The following is an 18,947-nucleotide window of genomic DNA, read 5'->3' on the forward strand; positions in this document are numbered from 1 at the left end:
TCAAGTAGAAATTAAATCACTTGTAGATATTCTGTTGGCGGGTTTGGCACACTGGCTTGTGCATATTTAAATGCCACCACCCCTTTGGTCCGCTCGTTTTGATTAATTTTATCTAATTGCTCAAGTAATTCTCGCGGTAATTTAATGTGCATGCTGTAACCCAGCGCACTGTCTTTCTCAAGATAATTACTGGCAGATAGCAGATCAACAAGACGGGCAATATCCTCTTGATAACCTTTTAAAATTTCATCATCTTGCTTATCGTAATCCGGATGTTCACTCGGATCCCAACTTGGTTTTTTTAGCTGTTTCTCTTCACTAGTGATTGGCTTTTCATCTGCCGCCGCACTACTTGCAGTTAACGGGACAATTTTTTCTCGCACTCGGTTATCCCGCGCAACTTGATCAGTTGGCGGATTGACCGTTGTAGCTAATGGCACACCACCAGCTTGTAGAGGAGAAATATTCATACCGAAAGCAAATTCACCATGTGCAAAGTAAACAAACCCAAGTGGTTACTATTTAATCATAACGGTAATTTTTAAGATACAACAGCATCTTCAACAATAAACTGCCTTACTACAGCGATAAATTCATCAGGATGTGAAATAAACGGTGCATGAGATGCCGACTGAAAAACATAACTCAATGACTGTGGGCAGAGCTTGGTAATCGCGGCTTCTGTTTTAACGGGTACCAAGCCATCTAAGCGACCATACATTCGCAGCCAAGGTTGAGTGAGTAATGACAGATCTGGCCGCTGATCAACGGTTTCAAGTAACGTTAAACCCAGTGCCAAGGCTGAAGATTGTGGCGTAGGTCGCTCAAGAACGGCTTGCTTTAAATTCTTAATATCCTGTCGTGCAGTCGGGCTGCCCATCGCTTGTAACGCTAAGAATCGCTCTACCGTTAAGCTAAAATCAGAAGCGAGCTGTGATTGAAAATTCCTGAGTACATCAGGTTTGATCCCTCGCCATCCCTCTCGCGCCATAAAACTTGGCGAACTGGCTAAAGTCATTAATTGAGTTACACGCTCAGGTGCAAGTAATGCCGCTTGCGTTGCCACTAGACCACCCAGTGACCAGCCTAACCACGCAGCTTTCTGAGGGGCGCGCGCTAATACAGCTTGCGTGATCTCGACCAATGACTCCGCAGTAACATCACCGCTATAACCATAACCCGGTAAATCACACCAATGCACAGTAAAATGCTCAGCGAGGGCTGGGATCACATCTTGCCATACCGCACCATTCATTCCCCAGCCATGAATGAGAACCAGATCCGAGCCTTGACCTTTACTGTGCCAATCAAGCATTACCGCCATTACACTTCCTTATTCGGTTTTTTGAGGTTTTGTTTATGATGCCAAAAAACACAACGGCTTGGCTATCTCACACCTACCGTAAACTATTATTTCGCCACTGTAGTTTATGTCAGTTGCCACTCGAGCCTAATGATGACTATTGGTGTCATTATTGTCTTTCTCAATTTCCATCCCCGCCTTACTGTCAACGATGTGGTACAACGACTTTAAACGCTGAACAATATTGTGGTCACTGTTTGACTACTCCGCCACCTTGGCAGCGGCTTTATCGTTTAGGTGAGTACCAACCGCCTCTACAACAATTAGTTAGCCAATTTAAATTTGGTAAAAAGTTTTGGCTTGCAAAACCATTAGCCAAACAATTAGCACAACAAATTACCGATCCTGCTCCTTTATTGCTTCCTGTTCCCTTGCACCGCTGGCGTTATTGGCAACGTGGATTTAACCAAAGTCATTACTTAGCGTTAGCCTTAGCTCGTGAACTTAATACCCAAGTAGATCACAAGATATTGGTGAGAACCCGACATACTCAAGCACAAAAATCCCTTACAAAAAAACAACGTAAAACTAATTTAGCCAATGCATTTACTATTAAAGACTGTGCGCTTCCGCAGCATATCGCCTTGGTTGATGATGTCGTTACCACAGGAACGACCGTCGCATTATTAACCCAACAACTCCACCGACGAGGCGTAAAGCGCGTTGATATAATTACGATTTGTCATACCGAAAAACCCGTATAGTCATCACTTATAACAAAAAAGTCGCGCATTATGATGTAAAACGTGATGAAATTAAAAATGCTAAGATTAGGGATGATAGAACGTCTCTCTAAGAGTAGAATAGAGAAAACTCACTAAATAGGTCAGGTATTACGTCGTGTCAATGATCACTATTACTGAAAGCGCTCAGCAGCACTTCGGCAAGCTTCTTGCCCAGCAGCCTGAGGGTACTAATATCCGTGTTTTTGTTGTTAACCCAGGCACTCAAAGTGCTGAATGTGGTGTATCCTACTGCCCACCTGAAGCGGTTGAAGCAAGCGACACTGAAATCAAACTAGAGCTATTTTCTGCTTTTCTTGATGAGCTAAGCCTGCCATTTTTAGAAGATGCTGAAATTGATTTTGTTACTGACAAAATGGGCTCACAGCTTACGCTTAAAGCACCGAATGCAAAAGTGCGTAAAGTGTCTGATGATGCACCATTAATGGAGCGTGTTGATTACGTTATCCAAACCCAAGTTAACCCACAACTTGCCGGTCACGGTGGTCACGTTTCTTTATCAGAAATCACTGAAGATGGCGTTGCTATCTTACAATTCGGTGGTGGCTGTAATGGTTGTTCAATGGTTGATGTCACGCTAAAAGAAGGCATCGAAAAAGAACTACTCGCACAGTTTGAAGGTGAGCTAACTGGCGTTCGTGATATTACCGATCACGCACGTGGTGAACATTCATACTACTAATTTTTAGTGTGAACGGAAAATCAAAAAGCCGCATATGATATGCGGCTTTTTCGTTTTGAAACAAAGATGCTCGTTATAATACGGTGAGAGTAACTTTCTTTCGTCCCCAGCGTTTCGCGGCACGAATGTCTTTCCCCATGTAAATATCAATCTTATTACGCCAACGGTGGTTCATTTTATCTAACACAACATATTCACCGGGCAAACCTGATATTTTCACCTTTACACCTCGTTTTAATCCTTTTTTCAACAAATCCCGTGAAACGGCAATTGCTTTCATCCCTGGTTTTAACCTATCTCCCCATGCAGCAATGCTAGGGTTTGAGTTTGTCTGCGCCCTAACAGAATTATACGCTGTCGCTGTCACATGCATTGTTTTAGGCTTAGCAGCAAAGCTATTTACGCTAAACAGTAATGCAATAGTCAGTAAGAAATAAGCAAGAATATTCTTTTTCATATCCAACACCCGGCTAAAAAGTGCTCGCATTTTAACCAAAAGAACATCACGTTTAATAGCTTTTTTTGCTTAAAATTAATACAAAATGTGTATTTTACGTCTAACTTACTGTTTTAAAGCAGAAGGTAATAAAAGATTTTTTTTCCACTGATATCCAAAAACAACCGCTAATGTCGCACCGCGTAATGCCATAAAACCTAACATCGCGGCCCATAATGCATGGTTACCATAGCTATCCATTAACCACCAAATGGCAAAAAAGCCACAGGTTGCAACAAACATACTATTACGCATTACTCGCCCTTGCGTCGCGCCAACAAAGACACCATCCAGTAAAAAACACCACATTGCCACTAATGGTACTGCAGCAAGCCAAGGCAAATAAATATCAGCTTCAGCTTGAACCGCTGGAAGATCGGAGATCAAACTGACAATACGCTCACCACCTAAAGAAAATGCCAATGTAAGAGCAACAGATATTATAAAACTCCAAAATGTAGTGTTAATTAAATAACGTCCTAATTGATCGCGATTGTTCGCACCAACGGCTTTTCCTACTAATGCTTCCATCGCATAGGCAAAACCGTCCATGGCATAAGACACCAACATTAAAAAGCTCATTAACACAGCGTTTGCCGCGACTACGTTATCGCCTAATGTTGCACCTTGGAAAGTCATAAATGTAAACGTCGCTTGCAAGCACAAGCTACGTAAAAAGATATCTCGGTTTAATTTAAGTAGTCGCCCCATACCATGTCGCGCAGCCATAATTTTTTCTTTTAACGGCGGCAAACCTAACGCTAACCATTGACGAGAAACAAACCATAACCCTAATAACATACCGCTATAATCAGCTAGTACCGACGCAGAAGCAGCACCTTGAACTTTCCAGCCAAAGCCTAATACAAACAGAACGTCCAATAAAATATTAACGAGGTTAGTGACAATCAAAAGCCACATTGGCAACTTGGCATTTTGCGCTCCAAGTAACCAGCCCATGATCACAAAGTTTGCTAAAGCGGCAGGCGCTCCCCAAATACGGATTGAAAAGTATTGCTCTGCGTAAACTTTCACTTCATTGCTAGCATCACTGAAATGAAAAATAGTACTGCTGACAGGTTGGTGTAAGGCAATAAGAATAAACGCGAGTAACCATGCCAACGCGATACCTTGAACAAAAATAGCCGCTTGCCCGTGTTTATCTTCTCGGCCAAAAGCTTGTGCGGTAATACCTGTGGTTGCCATGCGTAAGAAACCCAACAACCAGAATGTAACGTTGATCATGGTACCGCCAACCGCGACGCCACCGAGATACCACGACTTATCAAGGTGTCCGATCACAGCAGCATCCACCAGCCCGAGTAACGGTACTGTAATGTTTGAAAGTACCATTGGCAGGGCTAATGCAAACACCTGATAATGTAATGATTTGTCTTTTAATGCTGCTAGCACGTACTACCTCTGCCGCGATAATTTTTGTTATATAGCAGAGCAGTTTAGCCAGTTGATGATGGCGACAAAAGTCTTATTGATTAAAGCGTATAAGATCTGTTGTTCATACTAGAGACTAACCATACCAAGGTAGTAACCAATGATCGGTAAGAAGTACTACAAATAAAGCCAATAAATGCCAGATAGAATATTTAAATGTCGCCCATGCATGGCCTTCACTATCAAAAAATTTCAACTTCAACGCATAACCTAGAAAGCCCAAATTCAATGCGCTACTCCCGATTAAATAGACCCACCCACTCATATTAGTTAGCCAAGGTAATAACCCAACCGCAAAGAGAATCACGGTATAAAGCAATATCATGGTTTTGGTGTATTCAATCCCATGTGTAACAGGCAGCATTGGGATCCCGGCTTTGGCATAATCATCACGACGATGGATCGCTAATGCCCAAAAGTGTGGTGGAGTCCATGCAAATACCAGCATCACTAATAACAGTGCATGCGGATCAAGGTGTCCGGTTACTGCCGTCCACCCCAATAGCGGAGGCGCCGCACCTGCAAGCCCTCCGATCACAATATTTTGTGGTGTCGCATGTTTTAGCCACACGGTATAAATCAACGCATAACCGACTAAACTTGCCATCGTTAGCCATGCCGTTAAAGCGTTAAGCATCATCAATAACCCAAAACCTACCAACATTAACGTCGTTGCAAATACAACGGCTTTCCACGTTTCGACTCGCCCTTTCGCAAGCGGTCTATGGTAAGTTCGTGCCATTTTGGCATCAAAGCGTCGATCTAATACATGATTAAAAGTCGCAGCCGCAGCCGATTGCAGACCTATCCCTGTTAAACCTAATATCACGGCATCTGCCGGTGGAATACCTTGCACGGCCAAACACATGCCCACTAATGCGGTCAGTAATAACATGGCGACGACTTTTGGTTTCGTCATCGTAAGGTAATCACGCCAAACCGCTATCGGTGGCGAACGAACTCGACTGGAATGAAGCCGTTGTGAGTTATCCATGAGTCGCGCTCTCCGATGCAAAATACTTTACCTCTAATGGAGAGCGGCAATCGCATATCAGGCGATAACAGGTGGTGACAACGGTAAGTAGTAAGATTAATCCAACTACATTGTGCGCAACGGCAATCAGTAACGGTAAGTTAGCAAGCACATTGGTGATACCTAATATTATTTGTACCGCTAAAACCCCCATCATACCAATGCTATAACGACGTAAGGGCGGTTTAAGCCACAGCAACCCAGCCAGCACCAAAACCAAAATCGTTGTGATAATTGCACCAATACGATGAGTAACATGAATAGACACCCTTTGGGCATAATCTAAAACGCCATATTCATAGCTACTGTGTTGAGGTTGAATCAATTCAAACGCGCGAGGATCAAACATTCCCAGCCAATCCCCTTCGCATATTGGTAGTTGTGTGCATACAACAGCGGCATAATTAGCTGCTGTCCAGCCACCTAATGCAATTTGGCTTATGACAACAACTAAAGCTGCAATTGCTACGCTTTTGAGTAAAGTTAAATATCGATGTGATAATGATAAATGTGTCTTAAAACCATCTTGATAGAAAAGTGGTTTAGGTTGAATCCGCAAACGTAGTAGCCACAATAACGATACAATAGTAAAACCGCCTAACAAATGCGCCATCACCACAACAGGCATAAGTTGCATGGTAACCGTCCACATTCCAAGTAACGCTTGAAAAGAAACCGCACCCAATAACAAACTGGGTAACAATTTAGGCCGTCCACTTCGGCTCCATGCCATAACAGCAATCATTAACACCAAAAGACCTAGCGATCCTGCAATATAGCGATGTACCATTTCATTCCATGCTTTTACTGGTTCAACGGGCGAGTCAGGGTAAATCGTTTGTGCTGTTTGTAATTGTGATTCAGTTTGCGGTACTGACATGAACCCATAACAGCCAGGCCAATCGGGACATCCTAACCCCGCATCCGTTAACCGCGTATAGGCACCTACACCGACCACAATCAAAGAGAGAAAAAAAGCAGCGGTGACTAAAAAGTAGAACGGTCTATCTTTTTGCGTTTTATGCATAATCAACCCCACTATTTATGATATTTAGCCAATTTTTGATACTTTTAGCAGCCTTTTTAAATCACGTAAGATGTCTTTACCTTGTGCTAAAATGGCCTGTGGTTCAGCCTCTAGCGGATAGGCCATCATCACATTGCCATGAGGATCGGCTAGGTATACTGCATTGAGTCCATATTGAGATGGCACAAATTGCTCATATTCTGCTGTGTTGCTGCGATAGCGTTGCAGATTTTCAACATCAACGGGAACGACTGCTGTTGTCTCTTCAGGTGAGAGCAGCACAACACTTCTCACCCGATCTTGATAAGCCCCAACAGCAAGAGGCATTTGCTTTAAGTGAAATAATGCACCTTCACAACGGCTATCACATTGTTGAGGCAACCAGTAAATAAGTTGCCACTTTCCTGACGCAAGCCAATTTGCCGTCAACGGTGGAGTTAATAATTGACCTTTATTGGTGACACCACCGCTATACCACTGCTGTGTCAGCATCAATTTCGCGAGGACAATAGGCAGTAAAAACATCACGCCTAATAACATTAAAACCTTATATTTTTTCATTCACTATTCCCTCTTGATAACCACCACCCAGCCATCCCTAATACTGCAAAGGCTAAAACAAACCACTGCGTGGCGTAGCCATAATGCTTATCCGCTTTCATCACAACAGGGGTCCAATTTTGTTTTAACGCTAGAGGGTTAGTAGCTGCAATTTGAACCACCCATTGCGGTAGGGCGCGATTTAATTGTTGTGACAGCCATGCCGGTTCAATGTTTTGTACCCGTAAAGGCCAACTCACGGCTGATGATTCAGGCTTAAGTTGTAGTAATGAAGTGGTCGGTGCAATTAGACCAGTAATGACTTTTTCACCGCTAAATTGCGGTAACACGGGATATAACTCACGATAAGGAGGCGCGGCAATCCAGCCCAGATTGACCAATATCCATTGACCTTGGCTAAGGAAAGGGAGATAAAAATGGTAGCCTGCTTGACCATTATTTAGTTGGTTATCAAGTAAGATCGGATGCTGATTATCAAACACACCAGTAAGCGCCACATTATGCCAAACGGGCGTACTGGGTAATTGCGTAATATCAGAGATAGGTTCGGTCTGAATCGTTTCTTCTACTCGCTGTTGTAGTTTAAGTTTTTCAGCTGCTCGGCTTAATTGCCAAAAGCCTAATCGCCCTAACATACACACCACGATGAAGGTAAAAATAACAAAAGCAACTTTTCGCATCGATGTTTCCTCCATCCCTATTGGTTGAAAACAGCTATCCTTAAATAAGCGCTTAATGTGTTATCACCCCCTATTCAATCAGAGGCTTTCGATGTTGATAAAAATACTGCTTATCGGCTTATTACTGGTGATCATCGTCAATCTTTTTAAAGCCCTCCCAATCATGTTAAAAGGTCAATCATCACGCCCAATGTCGCATTACTTAGGCTGGCGTATTGGCTTATCTGTCGTTGTTTTTAGCCTGATTGTGATTGCTTTATTAACTGGGGTTATCACACCCAACCCTCGCCCGTATTAATCTTGTATCTTCAAAATAAACACTAAAGAATATAAACAAACAGAAATAAACCTAACCACACCACATCAACAAAGTGCCAATACCAAGCGCCTGCTTGAAATGCAAAATGATGTTCAGGCGTAAAGTGCCCTTTTAAAATTCGACACCACACAATAAATAAGATAATCGCACCAAGCGTGACATGAACGCCATGAAACCCAGTTAACATAAAGAAGGTATTACCATAAATCCCTGCATCTAATCGTAGGTTCATGTCTTCATAAGCATGGACATATTCAACACCTTGTAAGTACACAAACACCGCGCCTAGTAATACCGTAAGCAACAGTAGCAACTTCAATCGAGGACGATTATTTTGCTCTAATGCGGCATGAGCAAAATGCAATGTAACCGATGATGTCAGTAATAAAATGGTGTTATAAAGCGGTAAACCTATTGGCCCCATCGCTTGGGTTTCGGTGCCATCTGGCGTTTTTTCCAATGGCCACATTGCGACAAAGTCCGGCCACAACACCGCATTGGTCATGACATTATTACTTGCACCACCCAGCCATGGCACCGCAATCATTCGGGCATAAAATAACGCACCAAAAAAAGCGGCAAAGAACATCACTTCGGAAAAAATAAACCAGCTCATTCCTTGACGAAAAGAGCGATCCATCTGCGCACTATAGAGCCCTGCCATCGATTCCCGGATCACATCACGGAACCAACCCACTAGCATTAATAAAATTAGCCCAACGCCTACCAATAAGATCCAAGGACCTTGACCGCCAAACAGATCTCCGACAGTCGCGCCAGCACCTAAGGCTATAAGAAATAAGGCAATAGCCCCCACAATGGGCCATGCACTTTCATCGGGAACATAATATTTCGTTGTTGGCGGTAAGTTATCGGTTTCACTATAGGGCTTTGACATTATCCACCTCACTGTGTTGCTCAATCACAGGGTTATCCTTGTCCGTTGCAACGTTGAATAGGGTGTAAGCTAAAGTCAGCGTTTCTATCTCTTTAGGCAAGTCAGGGTCGATATAGAACACCAACGGCAATTCTGCATTTTCACCACCCTCTAAAGGCTGATGGTTAAAACAAAAGCATTCGATTTTATTGAAGTACTTCGCCGCTACACCTGGTGTTACCGAAGGCACAGCTTGTCCGATAGTGGCGACTTTATTTAAGTTTTTCGCATCGTATTTGATAATTTTCGTTTCACCAGGATGCACCGTGATTTGCTTTACCTGTGGCGTAAATTGCCACCTCACGCCAGGATTAATATAGGCGACAAATTCAACCGTCACTTCTCGGCTGGTATCCACTCGATCACTTGTTTCTGTTGGTGTTGATGCGGTTTTTCCGTTGATCCCCGTGATATCGCAAAACACGTCATAAAGGGGAACCAACGCAAAGGCAAAGCCAAACATCCCAACTGCTGCAGCAATTAACCCCCACAATGATCGCTGTTTTTTAGGCTCATCCATCATGCCTCCTAAGGATCAATCTTGGGCGGTGTTGAAAAGGTGTGATATGGTGCAGGTGATGCGACTGTCCACTCCAGTCCTTCGGCACCTTCCCACGGTTTGGCTGCTGCTTTTTCTCCCCCTCGAATACATTTCACTAAGACCGCAATAAATATCAATTGAGAGAACCCAAACAAGAAACCACCAATACTGACCACTGCGTTAATATCAGCAAATTGCAGAGCATAATCAGGAATACGGCGAGGCATCCCAGCGAGTCCTAAAAAATGCATTGGGAAAAATAAGATGTTGACCGAGATCAGCGAGCACCAAAAGTGCCAGTGCGCCAAACGCTCATCAAACATGTGCCCCGTCCACTTGGGTAACCAATAATAGGCCGCTGCCATGATAGAAAAGATAGCCCCAGTAACTAATACATAATGGAAATGAGCCACCACAAAATAGGTGTCATGATATTGAAAATCAGCAGGCGTAATGGCAAGCATCAGTCCAGAGAAGCCGCCAATGGTAAAGAGCACAATAAACGCAATAGCAAACAGCATTGGCACCTCAAAAGTTAATGAGCCTCGCCACATTGTCGCTACCCAGTTAAAGACTTTCACTCCCGTAGGGACTGAAATCAACATGGTGCAATACATGAAAAACAGCTCTGCCGCGACAGGCATCCCCGTGGTGAACATATGGTGCGCCCAGACTACAAAGCTTAGCCCAGCAATGGATGCCGTGGCGTACACCATAGAGCTATAACCAAAGAGTTTCTTACGCGAAAAAGCAGGGATAATGGCAGAGATAATACCGAAACTCGGCAAAATCATAATATAAACTTCAGGGTGACCAAAGAACCAGAAGATATGCTGGAACATCACAGGATCACCACCACCCGCCGCATCAAAAAAGCTCGTACCAAAATATTTATCGGTTAATACCATAGTCACTGCGCCTGCTAAAACAGGCATAACCGCGATAAGTAAAAATGCGGTGATCAACCACGTCCAAACAAAGAGTGGCATTTTCATATACGTCATACCCGGTGCGCGCATATTCACTATGGTCACAACAACATTAATCGCTCCCATGATCGAGCTAATTCCCATGATGTGAATGGCAAATACAAACAATCCCGTACTCGGTGGGCTATATGTTGTTGAAAGTGGCGCATAGAATGTCCAACCAAAATTAGGCCCGCCTCCTTCCATAAAAAGAGAGGCTAACAATAAGCTAAATGCAAAAGGTAGGATCCAGAAACTCCAGTTATTCATCCTTGGTAAAGCCATATCTGGTGCCCCAATCATCATTGGGATCATCCAGTTAGCCAGTCCGGTGAAAGCTGGCATCACGGCGCCAAACACCATAATTAAGCCATGAACGGTAGTCATCTGATTAAAAAAGTTGGGCTCAACTAACTGTAAACCCGGTTGAAATAATTCAGCCCGAATAACCATCGCCATTGCGCCGCCAACAAAAAACATGGTTAAACTAAACAGCAAATATAGGGTGCCGATATCTTTGTGATTGGTAGTAAACAACCAACGCTTTAGCCCTTTCGCAGGATACGCATGATGGTCGTGTTCTGTGTCAGTACAGCCAGCAGTATCAATTTCAGCTTCTTGGCGCATTGTATCCGTCATGCTTACTCTCCTTTATAGTTGCTGACCGTTTTTAATCGCTTGTACTTCCGCCGCTTGAACAGATTCTCCAGTATTATTTCCCCACGCATTACGCTCATAAGTAATAACAGCGGCTAACTCTTTCAAACTCAACTGAGGACCAAACGCTTGCATCGCGGTACCTGCCTTGCCGTGAACAACAACGCTTATGTGCTCTAACTTACTTTTAGGATCAATAGAAACCCCTTCACCAGCCAGTGCAGGAAATGCCCCTGGAATACCTTCTCCATTTGCTTGGTGACACATGGCACAACGAGCGGTATAGGTCTTTTCGCCCAGTGCCATAAGCTCATCTAATGACATTTGCATGTCCAACAAACGCTGCTCTTCTTCACGCGCTTTACGTTGAGTGATCTTGGTTTTCTGCAACCAATCATCGTATTCAGCTTGCGGCTTAGCTATAACTACAATTGGCATAAAGCCATGATCTTTACCGCATAATTCGGCACACTGACCTCGGTAAATACCGGGCTTATCAATTTGTGTCCACGCTTCATTAATAAAGCCAGGATTAGCATCTTTTTTCACCGCAAAAGCTGGCACCCACCATGAGTGGATCACATCTTGTGAGGTGATCAAAAAACGTACTTTTTGTCCGACAGGAAGAACTAAGGGGTAATCGACTTCTAATAAATAGTTGTCGCGCTTTTGTCGTTGATTGCTGATTTGTTCAGCACTTGTTGCAAGGTGGGAATAATATTCAACGTCTTGGTTGAAATAGCTGTAATGCCACTTCCATTGCGAGCCTGTCACAAGGATAGTCACATCCGATTTTGAGGTATCTTCCATTGCAATCAATGTCTTAGTTGCAGGAATAGCCATGCCAATTAAGATAATGAAAGGGATCAACGTCCAGATAATTTCTACTTTGGTGCTTTCATGGAATGAAGCAGGCTTTGCGCCTTTTGACTTACGGTGGTGAAAGATAGCCCAAAACATGACTCCGAATACCACCACACCAATCGCGATGCAAATGTAGAGAATGGTCATATGAAGACCATACACATTCTGACTCACCGCCGTTACACCCGGTGTCATATTAAGCTGCATGGTGTCAGCCATCAGCGGCATTGAGAAAAGTACACTCGCTATTCCTGCGATCAATGAACGAAGCATCGCTCTGACCTCCCCTGTCATTCAAATATGCAATTGAACGAATTTTATGTGGCAGAATGCTTCTATCTATTAATAACGATGCAACTGAGCTATCAAATCGGCATCATTTAATTTATTTTTTATTATTTAAAGCATTTATTGGGCAGCACATACCAACACATAAAAATGTCTCGATATATTTAACGTAGGCAGGAATCGCAGAATACGCAAAGAATCATGAATATAAAATAACTAACAAAAAAGTAGATAACACTTTGATATATAGATACAAATAAACTACTCGCTATCATGTATCACAATATCAATAAGTTACAGCTGTGACGAGAAGCGTTGTTTATATCAACAATAGTAATATTAATACCTTGCTATAATTTCAAATGAACAACAACAGGCGTTAATCGATATTTCATACTGGGCATTTTAGCAATCCAACGTTGCCATGTTCGCCATCTCGGACAGGGATTATCAAATGGGCTAAAACAATCAATCAACTCAGCCCATGGCAACCAATTGATCATTTGTTGCGCAGGATCTCTATAACCATGATGGTATTCACCGCACCCCATCTTTTTCGCAATTGGGACATGGCATAGATCGCCCGCAACCACGATACACATTTCCATATGGCTAAAACTACACCCCATACGCTGGATAAATGTTGCTAATTGCGCTGAATTACAGGCTAATAGTGCTTGATCGCAAATTAAAAGTATCGGTGTTTGAGCACTTTTCGGAAGACGCTTTAACCAACTGAGATCAGTGACTGAACCTGTTTTCAGCATATAACGATCACTGCGATGAAATAGTTTCTCTCGCCAAAGTAAATTTTCATCAGTATCTAACTCAAACCAGCGACAACGTCCGTTATCTAAACGGTAAAAGCGGGTATCCAGCCCTGCACCTACATTAACAACCTGCCCATAAGGATATCGAGTTAAGAAGTCTTTAACTTGTTTATCGCACTGCAAAGTTAAAGTGGCATGTAAAAGTTGACGTTGAGGAACTTGTTGCCCTACGCAATCAGGCTCAAGATAACATTGACGACATGCTACAGCAGCCACCGGATCATAAATAAGACCGTCATCGGCTAAGCTTTCTCGGCTGCGATACCAAAGTGGTTGAAGTAAATCAGAGGGAATGGTGTAGCGCTTTATTTTCGTCATCATTATCTCCTTATGAATAAAAGATGATAATAATTATCAGTTAGATTTGCAAAGTTTACTAGTCATTTTCTTGAGACAATAAAAAAGCGCAGCTTTAACTGCGCTTTTTTGCTTTACTCAATCCGTCGTTCAATAACCATCACATCCAATCAGCGTTTCGTATCACGCCAACAGCAATGCCTTCGATGGTTAAGCTTTGATGCTCAAGATCAACTTCAATAGGTGAAAACTCTTCGTTTTCAGCATGGAGTAGCACTTTGGCTCCCTGCTTATCAAGACGCTTAACCGTTACATCGTCATCAACACGTGCAACCACAACTTGACCGTTATGAACATCTTGGGTTTTATGTACGGCCAGCAAGTCGCCATCCATAATCCCGATATTTTTCATACTCATCCCATTTACACGTAGTAAAAAATCGGCACGAGGTTTAAATAACATAGGATCGACTTCATAATGCGCTTCAACATGTTCTTGCGCTAAAATCGGTTCGCCAGCAGCGACACGACCAATTAGTGGTAGTCCCTGCTCTTCAGGCTCTTCTTGATTGACAAGTAAGCGAATACCACGCGATGCGCCTGGAATAATTTCCAACACTTCTTTACGTGCTAATGCTTTTAAATGTTCTTCTGCCGCATTCGCAGAGCGAAAACCTAATTCACGTGCAATTTCAGCACGTGTCGGTGGCATACCTGTTTCGTCTATTTTTGCTTTGATTAAATCAAAGACTTCTTGTTGGCGTAATGTCAACGGCTTCATGAGTCACCTGTCTTTTTATACAGTTCACTGTGAGTATATCCAGTGTTCAGCCACATTAAAAGGCAATTGTTTACGAAAACACCAATTTGATCAGTTATTCAAACTTATCAGAGCTTACGTACTAGAATAATTACAGCCGTCTCGCAGATATAATAATTTCAGTAGAATCAATTAGATTTAACTCACTGGTCATGCCAGATTGTTTTTTAAACCACTCATCGGTCAAAAAGAAACAATAAAAGACCATAAAAAATGATAATTTAAACGCTATCAACTGTATTTTAGCTGCATGAAATCAATCATTTTCTGCTATCCTTGCGGCGCATTAAGATTCTGAGGCTCGTTATAAATATGTCACGTTGGCAAAAATTTTATCAACAATTATTAAAGTTGCCGCTTTCTTTATTAGTTAAACCAGCAACCATTCCATCTGATCCTGTTGCTGATTTAGAGTTGGATTTAGAGCGACCAATCGCCTACATTTTACCGTACTGCTCTAATACTGATTTATTAACACTACGTAGCAGTGCTAAAGCATTAGGACTACCCGATCCATTAACTAAATTAGAAATTAATGGTCATAGCTTTCCACGTTTTGTCTTTGTTGCTGAAGGCCCGAGTGTATTTGGCACTAATAATGCCCTACCTCAAGATTCGATTGAACTCTTTACCGAGTTACTTGAGCAACACAAACAAGATCCTGAGTTAAACGTTCAGTTAGTGCCAGCTTCTATTTTATGGGGACGAGCACCGGGTAAAGAATCCAAACGCAAAGCAACCTTACGACCTTTAAATGGGCCTGCAAAATTCTGGGCAATCTTAACGCATGGTCGTGATTCTTTAGTGCGTTTAAGTACGCCAGTATCGCTTCGTTATATGGCCGATCATCATGGTACCGATGATGCGATTGCACAAAAACTAGCACGTGTGGCAAAAATCCATTTTTCGCGCCAACAAATTGCGACGTCTGGCCCACGTCTGCCTGATCGTCAGCTGCTGTTTAAGCGTCTACTGGCTTCTAAAGCCATTGATAAAGTGGTTCAAGAAGAAGCGATCAGCCGTCAAGTACCAGTTGAGAAAGTACGTAAAGAAGCCATCTGTATGATGGAAGAAATTGCGACAGATTTTTCTTACCCACTGATCAAGAACGGTGAGCGCTTCCTACGCTGGCTATGGACCAAACTTTACCAAGGTTTAAATATCAAAAATGCCCAACGTGTGCGTCGTTTAGCACAAGATGGTCATGAAATTGTATATGTACCCTGCCACCGAAGTCACATGGACTACTTACTGCTTTCTTACGTGCTTTATAACGAAGGCTTAGTACCGCCACACATTGCCGCTGGTATTAACTTAAACTTCTTCCCTGCCGGTCCTATTTTCCGTCGTGGTGGTGCGTTCTTTATTCGTCGTAGTTTCCGTGGTGATCGCCTGTACTCAACAGTCTTCCGTGAATACTTATCTGAGTTGTTTACTAAAGGGTATTCAGTTGAATACTTCAGTGAAGGCGGTCGTTCGCGTACAGGTCGCTTATTACCGGCAAAAACCGGTATGCTTTCAATGACAATCCAAGCCATGCTGCGTGGTTTAAACCGCCCAGTTACGTTAGTACCAGTGTACATCGGCTATGAACATGTAATGGAAGTGGGCACTTACGCAAAAGAGCTGCAAGGTAAGCGTAAAGAAAAAGAAAATGTTGGCCAAGTTATCCGAACATTACGCAAGTTGCGTAATTTAGGCGAAGGTTATGTCAACTTTGGTGAGCCTATTCCACTTAACCAATACTTAAATGACAATGTACCTGAGTGGCACAAAGACATTAACCCAATCGAGCCACAAAAACCAAGCTGGTTGACACCTGTAGTGAACGATTTAGCCGTTAAAATGATGACGCATATTAACGACGCTGCAGCAACCAATGCAATGACGTTATGCGCCCTTGCATTACTGGCATCACGACAGCGCGCATTAAGCCGTGAAGTACTAGAGCAGCAAATTGAATGCTACATTGAACTATTGCGTAATACGCCATATTCAAGCCAGTGTACAACGCCAAAAGAAAATGCCGAGCAAATGATTGAGCATGCGGTTGCAATGGATAAGTTCGTGGTTGAGCATGACACATTAGGCGATATCATTTCGCTTGATCGTCAGCAATCGATCTTGATGACGTACTACCGTAATAACATCATTCACTTATTCGCATTACCATCATTGATTGCACATATTGTGGTACAGCAGCAAAGCTTAACCAATGATGAAATTCATGAACAAGTTGAATTACTGTATCCATTCTTAAAAGCAGAATTGTTCTTACGTTTTGATAATGAGCAGCTAAATACTGAAATTGATAAGATCATTGATGAGCTTGTACGCCAACGTCTATTGCTTAACGATGGGATTAATATTTCTATTAATAATGCCCGTATTGGCCCTCTTCAGCTACTGGCTCGCACAATATCAGAAACACTACAACGTTATGCGATTGCACTAACCTTGCTGCGTGCAGAGCCTGAAATGGCGAAAAATGATTTAGAACATCACAGCCAAGTACTTGCTCAACGTCTAAGTCGTTTACACGGGATCAATGCACCAGAATTTTTCGATAAGGGTGTCTTTAGTATTTTGGTGAAAACATTACGTAGCGAAGGTTATCTCAATGACGAGTGCCATGCGGTAGCACGTCCAGTAGAAAACTTAGCGAATCTACTCACCTCGTTAGTCTCACCAGAAGTGAATCTCACCATTCAAGCGGTGATGCACCTAGAAGATGCTAAAGACAAACAAGAATAAAGATACGTAACGAAAAAAAGCGCCATAACGGCGCTTTTTTTATATCTTTAACAGATTCACTAAAGCATTAAATCATATTTCTAAAAGCAGACACTTAATACAATACCGACACAGACAATCATGCCGAAGTAGTTATTATTTAAAAACGCACGGAAACAGCTTTCACGTAGGCGCTCTTTAAGCAACATCTGTTGATAAACAAATAAGCCTGACGCTAGCAACAATGACCAGTAATACATTTGACCTAATTGCAGCACCATACCGACAGCAATCAATAAGCTCAGCGTTGCAAGCTGAAGTAAGCCAATAATTAGCTTGTCAAAACGTCCAAATAAGATGGCTGTCGACTTAATCCCAACCTTTAAATCATCATCCCGATCTACCATCGCATATTGGGTGTCATACGCAATCGTCCACAAAATATTGGCGGTAAATAATAGCCATGCACTCAGCGATAAATCACCCGCTTGTGCTGCATATGCCATTGGAATAGACCAGCCAAATGCAACACCTAAAACCAATTGAGGTAGATGGGTATAACGCTTCATGAATGGATAACATGCCGCTAATAGTACTCCCACCACAGATAACATGATGGTTAAGCTATTCATGGTTAAAACCAGTAAAAAAGACACCAGAACTAACAAGAAAAATAAGCCTAACGCTTCGCGCTCAGACACCTTACCCGACGGCATTGGACGATCTTTGGTACGTTTAACATGACCATCAAAATTACGATCAGCAAAGTCATTAATCACGCATCCTGCTGCACGCATGAAAATGACACCTAAGACAAAAACAATTAATACATTTATATTTGGCATGCCATCAGCGGCAAGAAAGAGTGCCCACAAGGTTGGCCATAATAATAATAAGCTACCAATTGGACGATCAAAACGCGCTAATTGCCAAAACGCTCTCGCCTTAGTCATTTCTAACATTTGTTATTCCTTGCATACACAGGTGAACGAGGTAAAAACAACTCTGCCACCAGCATAGGTTTTTCATTAATCCATAATCTTGAACGACGAGCCCAAATCGATTGTTCTGGCATGCCTATTTTTGCAACTTCCAGAGCATCACGACGGGAATTGTTGCCATTAAAAATACGATACCCTAAAGGATTAGCGCCTAATTCGGCTAAATCACTTTCGTCCCCACATAATATCGTGGTCGGCATTAGTGTTCGAGCATAGACCCAAGGCTGTTGATCACCATTGAGCATAACAATACGTTCAAGGCAATCGCTGTGTCCTAATAACGCACGCTCTGATAGTGATAACTCACTATTTTTTATTACGTTTTGCGCTAATACTGTGACTGAAAAAACACGACAATGCGCGGCTAAACGGCGCGATAAAGAGTCAGACTCGAGTAACCAAGAACCAACGGAACGTCCTTCTAATGCCCATTCAGAGGCTGGATACCATACAGCACCTTCAAGTAACGGACTATATAACTGCTTGAATTCCGACATTTTCTCACTACTTAATCAACAAACTCGTGATCGATAACACTTGGTTGTATTCGGTTAATTTATTACCATAATGATCTGCTATTGTAGCAAGCTGTAACCAGTACGAATATCGTTACCGTGCAAAGATTACACCTGTTTCTCACAAACTAAGTGGACAA

The 18,947-nt window shown here is 42.6% G+C and carries 20 protein-coding genes; 4 read left to right on the forward strand and 16 right to left on the reverse strand.

What is annotated here, in order from left to right:
- Positions 1 to 11 precede the first annotated feature (11 nt).
- Positions 12 to 470, reverse strand: a complete 459-nt coding sequence (locus tag BTO08_RS12585) for an ATP-dependent Lon protease (RefSeq protein WP_105061159.1) — start codon at positions 468 to 470, stop codon at positions 12 to 14.
- Positions 471 to 541: 71 nt separating this feature from the next.
- Positions 542 to 1,324 (reverse strand): pimeloyl-ACP methyl ester esterase BioH, encoded by a 783-nt coding sequence (bioH, locus tag BTO08_RS12590; protein WP_105061160.1) that lies wholly within the window; start codon positions 1,322 to 1,324, stop codon positions 542 to 544.
- Positions 1,325 to 1,359: 35 nt separating this feature from the next.
- Between bioH and BTO08_RS12595 the strand changes: the two genes are divergently transcribed.
- Entirely contained in the window at positions 1,360 to 2,067 is a 708-nt protein-coding gene (locus BTO08_RS12595) for a ComF family protein (RefSeq protein ID WP_105061161.1), read from the forward strand.
- 142 nt (positions 2,068 to 2,209) lie between these two features.
- A complete protein-coding gene (gene nfuA / locus BTO08_RS12600) occupies positions 2,210 to 2,788 on the forward strand; it encodes a Fe-S biogenesis protein NfuA (protein ID WP_005371977.1) in 579 nt (192 codons plus the stop codon).
- A gap of 73 nt (positions 2,789 to 2,861) precedes the next feature.
- Here nfuA and BTO08_RS12605 read toward each other — a convergent pair whose 3' ends face one another.
- The 6 genes from BTO08_RS12605 to BTO08_RS12630 all read right to left on the reverse strand — a co-directional run bounded on the left by BTO08_RS12605 (position 2,862) and on the right by BTO08_RS12630 (position 8,037).
- Complete coding sequence (locus BTO08_RS12605) at positions 2,862 to 3,245, reverse strand: 3D domain-containing protein (RefSeq protein WP_105061162.1); 384 nt, start codon at positions 3,243 to 3,245, stop codon at positions 2,862 to 2,864.
- A 105-nt stretch (positions 3,246 to 3,350) separates the two neighbouring features.
- Positions 3,351 to 4,697 carry an MATE family efflux transporter DinF gene (dinF, locus tag BTO08_RS12610; RefSeq protein ID WP_105061163.1) on the reverse strand — a complete coding sequence of 449 codons (1,347 nt, stop codon included), beginning with the start codon at positions 4,695 to 4,697 and terminating at the stop codon, positions 3,351 to 3,353.
- Positions 4,698 to 4,812: 115 nt separating this feature from the next.
- On the reverse strand, positions 4,813 to 5,730 hold the full coding sequence (cyoE, locus tag BTO08_RS12615) for a heme o synthase (RefSeq protein ID WP_105061164.1): 918 nt from the start codon (positions 5,728 to 5,730) through the stop codon (positions 4,813 to 4,815).
- Positions 5,723 to 6,796 (reverse strand): COX15/CtaA family protein, encoded by a 1,074-nt coding sequence (locus tag BTO08_RS12620; RefSeq protein WP_105061165.1) that lies wholly within the window; start codon positions 6,794 to 6,796, stop codon positions 5,723 to 5,725. Before BTO08_RS12620 ends, cyoE begins: the two co-directional genes overlap by 8 nt.
- Before the next feature lie 24 nt (positions 6,797 to 6,820).
- Complete coding sequence (locus tag BTO08_RS12625; protein ID WP_105061166.1) at positions 6,821 to 7,357, reverse strand: cytochrome oxidase; 537 nt, start codon at positions 7,355 to 7,357, stop codon at positions 6,821 to 6,823.
- Positions 7,354 to 8,037, reverse strand: coding sequence for an SURF1 family protein (locus tag BTO08_RS12630; RefSeq protein WP_105061167.1), 684 nt, complete (start codon positions 8,035 to 8,037; stop codon positions 7,354 to 7,356). Before BTO08_RS12630 ends, BTO08_RS12625 begins: the two co-directional genes overlap by 4 nt.
- Before the next feature lie 91 nt (positions 8,038 to 8,128).
- On the opposite strand from BTO08_RS12630, the gene BTO08_RS12635 reads away from it, so the two are divergent.
- Positions 8,129 to 8,335, forward strand: a complete 207-nt coding sequence (locus tag BTO08_RS12635; RefSeq protein ID WP_105061168.1) for a DUF2909 domain-containing protein — start codon at positions 8,129 to 8,131, stop codon at positions 8,333 to 8,335.
- Between the two features lie 22 nt (positions 8,336 to 8,357).
- On the opposite strand, the gene BTO08_RS12640 is transcribed toward BTO08_RS12635, so the two are convergent.
- The 6 genes from BTO08_RS12640 to lexA form a co-directional block, all read right to left on the reverse strand.
- A complete protein-coding gene (locus BTO08_RS12640) occupies positions 8,358 to 9,254 on the reverse strand; it encodes a cytochrome c oxidase subunit 3 (RefSeq protein WP_105061169.1) in 897 nt (298 codons plus the stop codon).
- Positions 9,238 to 9,813 (reverse strand): cytochrome c oxidase assembly protein, encoded by a 576-nt coding sequence (locus tag BTO08_RS12645; RefSeq protein ID WP_105061170.1) that lies wholly within the window; start codon positions 9,811 to 9,813, stop codon positions 9,238 to 9,240. Before BTO08_RS12645 ends, BTO08_RS12640 begins: the two co-directional genes overlap by 17 nt.
- Before the next feature lie 8 nt (positions 9,814 to 9,821).
- Complete coding sequence (gene ctaD, locus BTO08_RS12650) at positions 9,822 to 11,441, reverse strand: cytochrome c oxidase subunit I (RefSeq protein WP_105061171.1); 1,620 nt, start codon at positions 11,439 to 11,441, stop codon at positions 9,822 to 9,824.
- A 12-nt stretch (positions 11,442 to 11,453) separates the two neighbouring features.
- Complete coding sequence (gene coxB, locus BTO08_RS12655; RefSeq protein WP_105061172.1) at positions 11,454 to 12,596, reverse strand: cytochrome c oxidase subunit II; 1,143 nt, start codon at positions 12,594 to 12,596, stop codon at positions 11,454 to 11,456.
- Between the two features lie 365 nt (positions 12,597 to 12,961).
- Entirely contained in the window at positions 12,962 to 13,759 is a 798-nt protein-coding gene (locus BTO08_RS12660; RefSeq protein ID WP_005372004.1) for a class I SAM-dependent methyltransferase, read from the reverse strand.
- 139 nt (positions 13,760 to 13,898) lie between these two features.
- Complete coding sequence (lexA, locus tag BTO08_RS12665; RefSeq protein ID WP_005372006.1) at positions 13,899 to 14,519, reverse strand: transcriptional repressor LexA; 621 nt, start codon at positions 14,517 to 14,519, stop codon at positions 13,899 to 13,901.
- Between the two features lie 351 nt (positions 14,520 to 14,870).
- On the opposite strand from lexA, the gene plsB reads away from it, so the two are divergent.
- Positions 14,871 to 17,312, forward strand: a complete 2,442-nt coding sequence (plsB, locus tag BTO08_RS12675; RefSeq protein ID WP_105061173.1) for a glycerol-3-phosphate 1-O-acyltransferase PlsB — start codon at positions 14,871 to 14,873, stop codon at positions 17,310 to 17,312.
- An 80-nt stretch (positions 17,313 to 17,392) separates the two neighbouring features.
- On the opposite strand, the gene ubiA is transcribed toward plsB, so the two are convergent.
- Together ubiA and BTO08_RS12685 are read right to left on the reverse strand one after the other, a co-directional pair.
- Positions 17,393 to 18,253, reverse strand: coding sequence for a 4-hydroxybenzoate octaprenyltransferase (ubiA, locus tag BTO08_RS12680; RefSeq protein WP_105061174.1), 861 nt, complete (start codon positions 18,251 to 18,253; stop codon positions 17,393 to 17,395).
- Positions 18,247 to 18,789: a chorismate--pyruvate lyase family protein gene (locus tag BTO08_RS12685; protein WP_105061175.1), complete on the reverse strand. Its 543-nt coding sequence runs from the start codon at positions 18,787 to 18,789 to the stop codon at positions 18,247 to 18,249. Before BTO08_RS12685 ends, ubiA begins: the two co-directional genes overlap by 7 nt.
- Positions 18,790 to 18,947 lie beyond the last annotated feature (158 nt).

This window comes from Photobacterium angustum, from assembly GCF_002954615.1.
Classification (GTDB): Bacteria; Pseudomonadota; Gammaproteobacteria; order Enterobacterales; family Vibrionaceae; genus Photobacterium; species Photobacterium angustum_A.

Coding starts and splice junctions, on each gene's coding strand:
- coxB (WP_105061172.1), bottom strand. CDS start 12,596: ATGCTTCGTTCATTGATCGCAGGAATAGCGAGTGTACTTTTCTCAATG.
- BTO08_RS12645 (WP_105061170.1), bottom strand. CDS start 9,813: ATGGATGAGCCTAAAAAACAGCGATCATTGTGGGGGTTAATTGCTGCA.
- plsB (WP_105061173.1), top strand. CDS start 14,871: ATGTCACGTTGGCAAAAATTTTATCAACAATTATTAAAGTTGCCGCTT.
- cyoE (WP_105061164.1), bottom strand. CDS start 5,730: ATGGATAACTCACAACGGCTTCATTCCAGTCGAGTTCGTTCGCCACCG.
- BTO08_RS12640 (WP_105061169.1), bottom strand. CDS start 9,254: ATGTCAAAGCCCTATAGTGAAACCGATAACTTACCGCCAACAACGAAA.
- BTO08_RS12685 (WP_105061175.1), bottom strand. CDS start 18,789: ATGTCGGAATTCAAGCAGTTATATAGTCCGTTACTTGAAGGTGCTGTA.
- bioH (WP_105061160.1), bottom strand. CDS start 1,324: ATGGCGGTAATGCTTGATTGGCACAGTAAAGGTCAAGGCTCGGATCTG.
- BTO08_RS12625 (WP_105061166.1), bottom strand. CDS start 7,357: ATGAAAAAATATAAGGTTTTAATGTTATTAGGCGTGATGTTTTTACTG.
- BTO08_RS12620 (WP_105061165.1), bottom strand. CDS start 6,796: ATGCATAAAACGCAAAAAGATAGACCGTTCTACTTTTTAGTCACCGCT.
- nfuA (WP_005371977.1), top strand. CDS start 2,210: ATGATCACTATTACTGAAAGCGCTCAGCAGCACTTCGGCAAGCTTCTT.
- ubiA (WP_105061174.1), bottom strand. CDS start 18,253: ATGTTAGAAATGACTAAGGCGAGAGCGTTTTGGCAATTAGCGCGTTTT.
- BTO08_RS12635 (WP_105061168.1), top strand. CDS start 8,129: ATGTTGATAAAAATACTGCTTATCGGCTTATTACTGGTGATCATCGTC.
- BTO08_RS12595 (WP_105061161.1), top strand. CDS start 1,360: ATGATGCCAAAAAACACAACGGCTTGGCTATCTCACACCTACCGTAAA.
- lexA (WP_005372006.1), bottom strand. CDS start 14,519: ATGAAGCCGTTGACATTACGCCAACAAGAAGTCTTTGATTTAATCAAA.
- BTO08_RS12630 (WP_105061167.1), bottom strand. CDS start 8,037: ATGCGAAAAGTTGCTTTTGTTATTTTTACCTTCATCGTGGTGTGTATG.
- ctaD (WP_105061171.1), bottom strand. CDS start 11,441: ATGACGGATACAATGCGCCAAGAAGCTGAAATTGATACTGCTGGCTGT.
- BTO08_RS12660 (WP_005372004.1), bottom strand. CDS start 13,759: ATGACGAAAATAAAGCGCTACACCATTCCCTCTGATTTACTTCAACCA.
- BTO08_RS12585 (WP_105061159.1), bottom strand. CDS start 470: ATGAATATTTCTCCTCTACAAGCTGGTGGTGTGCCATTAGCTACAACG.
- BTO08_RS12605 (WP_105061162.1), bottom strand. CDS start 3,245: ATGAAAAAGAATATTCTTGCTTATTTCTTACTGACTATTGCATTACTG.